We start from the raw sequence: 4,558 nt of genomic DNA, 5'->3' as shown, positions 1-4,558 counted from the left end.
CTTCGCCGAATGTGCCCATCGAACGGCCGCCGCCGTTTTCCAGCTTGGAATAAGCGTCTTCCAGGCCGTCCAGCATCATGTGGTCGAGGATCGTGCCGTGGCCGACACGGTAGCCGCTGCGGCCCTTCGGCAGCAGGTAAGGCGCATTGGTCATCGATTCCATGCCGCCGGCGACCACAACTTCATTGGTCCCTGCCAGCAAGGCGTCGAACGCGAACATGGTGGCTTGCATCGCCGATCCGCATACCTTGGAAATGGTGGCGGCTGTGGTCGATACCGGCAAACCAGCCTTGATGGCTGCCTGCCGTGCCGGCGCCTGGCCCTGGCCGGCTTGCAGCACATTGCCGAACAACACGGCATCGACCAGCTCCGGTTTCAGGCCGGCGCGCTCCACGGCGGCCTTGATCGCCACTGCGCCCAGGTCGCTGGCGGTCAATGACGAAAAATCACCCTGAAACGCACCCATTGGAGTACGTGCTGCACCGACGATAACGATTGGGTCATTCATGTTGTTTCTCCAGATTACGACAACTTGTAAGCCACTTCGGTATCGCTTCCTGTTGCGATTCCCGTGAGCGGCTTTGCTGCCTGGTTGGTTAAAAATAAAACGGTCCGGTCTTGTTGCTGCGCATGTTGCTGCTAAATTAACTTTGTGTATGGGTAAACCGGCATTCCTGCGGATACGGAAAAACGTCGTCGAAATGTCCTTCAAGTATATGTTGCTTGTGTTGTTGCCAATATTGCTGAGTCAACAAGTCCGCATGATGCTTGATAAAGTATTTTTTCACGTTCTGGTTCCCGAGAAGAAATACACCGAATTGTTCCGGAAAGACATCGTTCTTGGCGATGGAATACCAGGGCTCGGCAGACATCTCGTCTTCCTCGTTACGCGGCTGCGGGATAGTCCTGAAATTGCAGTCGGTAATGTATTCAATCTCATCATAGTCGTAAAACACGACCCGGTTATGGCGCGTCACGCCAAAATTTTTGTACAGCATGTCGCCCGGAAAGATATTCGCGGCGACCAGTTCCTTGATGGCGTTGCCGTATTCGGTAATGCCATGTTCCAGCGCCGCCTGGTCGTCGTTCTGCTCGGCGTTGTTGAGGTAGATATTCAGCGGCATCATGCGCCGTTCGATATACAGGTGCTTGATGATGATTTCGTCGCCGTCTTCTTCGACTACCGACGGCGCCACTTGTTTCAGCTCGGCCAGCAGTTCGTCGGCGAAACGCGCGCGCGGAAAGGCCACGCTGGAATATTCCAGGGTATCGGCCATGCGGCCGACGCGGTCGTGGTGCTTGACCAGCAGGTATTTTTCCTTGACCAGCGCATTGGTGGTTTCCTTGGGCGCCGGGAAATAATCCTTGATCACCTTGAACACATACGGAAACGAGGGCAAGGCGAACACCACCATCACCAGCCCGCGGATGCCGGGGGCGATTTCAAAATGGTCCGACGAATGCCGCAGATGGCGCAGGAAATCGCGGTAAAACAGCGCTTTTCCCAGCTTTTGCAAACCCAGGATGGTGTAGATCTCGCTGCGCGGCTTGTTCGGCAGCAGGCTGCGCAGGAATTGCACATAAGCTGACGGCACCTCCATGTCGACCATGAAGTAGGCGCGGGTGAAAGAGAACAAGATGGCCAGTATCTTGCTGTCGAACAGCACCGCATCGAGCACCAGCTTGCCGCTCCGGTCATGCAGGATAGGCACCACGAACGGATACTCGCGCGGGCCGTTGATCATCTTGCCGACCACGTAAGCGCCCTTGTTGCGGTAGAACAGGTTGGACAGCACCTGGATCTGGTGATTCGGCTCCAGCGACGTCGCACTGGCGCCGAACGCCTGCGCAATCCGTTCTTCGGCCAGCGCGACGTCGCGGTCGAGGTCAGCGAACGGCCGCTGCAGCTGGAAATTGGTGATCAGGCGCTTGAGCGTGTAATGCAGGCCGTCCTTGGCCGGGTAATACACCCGGTAAGTGGGCAGGGCCTCGTCGGTGTCGATGTATTCGGTCGATACCGCCGGCCGCACGAAGATGAAATCGTTATGGAAATAGGTGCGGTGCAGGATGTTGCAGCAGACCGAGTTGAAGAAGGTCTCGGCCAGCTCCGGCTGCTTGTGGTCGGTCAGCATGCCGATGTAATGCAGCTTCACTTCGCGCCAGACCTGGTCGGTCAGGTCGTTCTGGTCGTACTCGTCTTCCAGCGCCTGCACGCACTCATGCACGCGCGCGTCATAAAAGCCGATCCGCTCGCGCGCGGCGAGCTGCGCGGTTTTCCAGTCGGCGCTTTCGAAATGCTGCTTGGCCAGCACGCTGGCTTCGCGGAATAGGCGGTAATGCTTGTCGAAACCGTCCAGGATCATGCGCGCAGTATCGAAAGCGATCTGCGACGACAGTAATTTCGGAAAGTTGGCCGACGTGATCATCCTAGATTCCTCGGTTGGACACGCGTGAGTGTGCATTTTTCCGGCCCTCTGGCTAGGCGCGACGACGACGCGGACTGCATTCCGCTAGGAGGAGCAACGACGCCAGAGGGCCGGAAAAGTGTGCAATCGCGCGTGTAGCGCTCGTCATCCAATTTGCGGCCTCTATTGAATGAAAACAAGTACGTGCTCACCAAGCTTTTCAGGCGAGAGTAAGCGGTCAACCGAGGAATCTAGGATCATAGCGCGAACCGCTCCTTCCAGCCGGCCAGCATCGACAGGCTGACGCCGATGCCGCCGCACACCACGATCAACGGCCGCTGGTATGGCGCCAGCGCCGGCAGTTTTTCGTAGGCCACGGCCAGGGCCGCGCCGCAGGCCGGCTCCACCAGCGTGCGCATCTGGTCGGCAAACGCCAGCGTGGCGCTTACCGCCTGTTTGTCGCTGACCACCACGCTGTGCACTTCATGGCGCTGGGTCCAGGCGAAACATTCCGCCGCCACGCGCTTGGCGGCCAAGGTAGTGGCGATCGAGGTGATCGCCGGCAGCGTCACCAGTTCACCGGCCGCCATGGCGGCATTCAGCGACGCCGCGCCTTCGGTTTCGGCGACGATCAGAGGGATATGCGGCAAACCGTTGCGATGCAGGCCGCTCAGCACGCCGCTCATCAGGCCACCGCCGCCGGCCGAGCAGATGACGACATCGAAATCGACGCCCAGCTCGCGCGCCTGCAGCACCGCTTCGTCGATCATGGTGGCGTTGCCGTCCCAGATGTCGGGGTGATCGAAAGGCGGGATGTAGATGCTGCCCGGCTGTTCGCACAGCTGCAGCGCCAGCTGGTTGGCTTCATCCCAGACGCTGCCGTGGACGATCACCTCGGCGCCGATATCGCGGATGCGCTGGCAGACTTCCGCCGCGGTGGTCTGCGGCACCACGATGGTGGTCCTGACGCCCAGCGCCGCGCCGGCAAACGCCGCCGCAAAGCCGGCATTGCCGCCCGACGGGCACACCAGGTGGCTGGCGCCGCCGGCGACGGCGCGCTGGCATAACAGGCCGATCCCGCGTAGCTTGAACGAGCCGGCCGGCTGGGTATTTTCCATCTTCAGCAAAACTTGCTTGTCGAGTGCGACGGAAAGTTGCGGGTGTCGCAGTAATGCGGTGTGGATATGCAGTGAAGTCATGTTCCTGACGCGGGTGCCTCGCTGTTGCGTTTCTGTCAATTGTGCCATTAAATCAAAAGACTACAAACCATTTATTTGATCAGCGGGTTTCCGCGAACAATTCGCGGCCGATCAGCATGCGGCGGATCTCGCTGGTGCCGGCGCCGATTTCATACAGTTTGGCGTCGCGCCACAGGCGTCCCACCGGGTATTCGTTGATGTAGCCGTTGCCGCCCAGCGCCTGGATCGCTTCGCCTGCCATCCAGGTGGCTTTTTCCGCCGAATACAGGATCGCTCCAGCGGCGTCCTTGCGCAGGGCGCGCGCCGCTGCCGGTGTCTTGGCACGGTCGCAAGCCTGGCCTACCGCGTACACATAAGCCTTGCAGGCCATCATGGTCGAATACATGTCAGCCAGCTTGCCCTGCATCAGCTGGAATTCGCCGATCGACTGGCCGAACTGCTTGCGGTCGTGCACGTAGGGCACGACGACATCCATGCATGCCTGCATGATACCAAGCGGGCCGCCGGACAGGACGCTGCGCTCGTAATCGAGGCCGGACATCAGCACGTTGACGCCCTGTCCCAGGCCGCCCAGCACGTTTTCCGCCGGCACTTCGCAATCCTGGAACACCAGTTCGCCGGTGTGCGAACCGCGCATGCCGAGCTTGTCCAGCTTTTGCGCCACGCTGAAACCCTTGAAGCTCTTTTCGATCAGGAACGCGGTCATGCCGCGCGCGCCAGCTTCCAGGTCGGTCTTGGCGTACACCACCAGCACGTCGGCATCGGGGCCGTTGGTGATCCACATCTTGGTGCCGTTGAGGACCCAGCGGTCGCCCTTGAAGTCGGCACGCAGCTTCATGCTGACCACGTCGGAGCCGGCGTTCGGCTCGGACATCGCCAGCGCGCCGACGTGCTCGCCGGAGATCAGCTTCGGCAGGTATTTCTGCTTCTGTTCCTCAGTGCCGTTGCGCTTGA

Annotated in this window: 3 protein-coding genes and 1 pseudogene; all 4 read right to left on the bottom strand. The window is 60.0% G+C overall.

Annotation, left to right across the window (positions count from 1 at the left end; translation table 11 throughout):
* A pseudogene (locus tag JWQ61_RS13840) lies at positions 1-508 on the bottom strand (acetyl-CoA C-acetyltransferase); the annotation flags it as partial.
* 136 nt (positions 509-644) lie between these two features.
* A complete protein-coding gene (aceK, locus tag JWQ61_RS13835) occupies positions 645-2,426 on the bottom strand; it encodes a bifunctional isocitrate dehydrogenase kinase/phosphatase (protein WP_304361034.1) in 1,782 nt (593 codons plus the stop codon).
* 236 nt (positions 2,427-2,662) lie between these two features.
* The gene (locus JWQ61_RS13830; protein ID WP_304361033.1) at positions 2,663-3,604 is read right to left on the bottom strand and encodes a pyridoxal-phosphate dependent enzyme; all 942 of its coding nucleotides are present in this window, start codon (positions 3,602-3,604) and stop codon (positions 2,663-2,665) included.
* A 79-nt stretch (positions 3,605-3,683) separates the two neighbouring features.
* Positions 3,684-4,558: acyl-CoA dehydrogenase family protein (locus JWQ61_RS13825; protein ID WP_304361032.1), on the bottom strand; the 875-nt coding region annotated here is incomplete at its 5' end.

Source organism: Collimonas fungivorans, assembly GCF_028292705.1.
GTDB lineage: Bacteria > Pseudomonadota > Gammaproteobacteria > Burkholderiales > Burkholderiaceae_D > Collimonas > Collimonas fungivorans_B.
The sequence above is the reverse complement of the archived record's forward strand: the minus strand, read 5'-3'. Positions and strand labels throughout refer to the sequence as shown.

Bases quoted from the DNA above. Each gene is read 5' to 3' on its own strand.
- aceK (WP_304361034.1), bottom strand. From the start codon at position 2,426: ATGATCACGTCGGCCAACTTTCCGAAATTACTGTCGTCGCAGATCGCT.
- JWQ61_RS13830 (WP_304361033.1), bottom strand. From the start codon at position 3,604: ATGACTTCACTGCATATCCACACCGCATTACTGCGACACCCGCAACTT.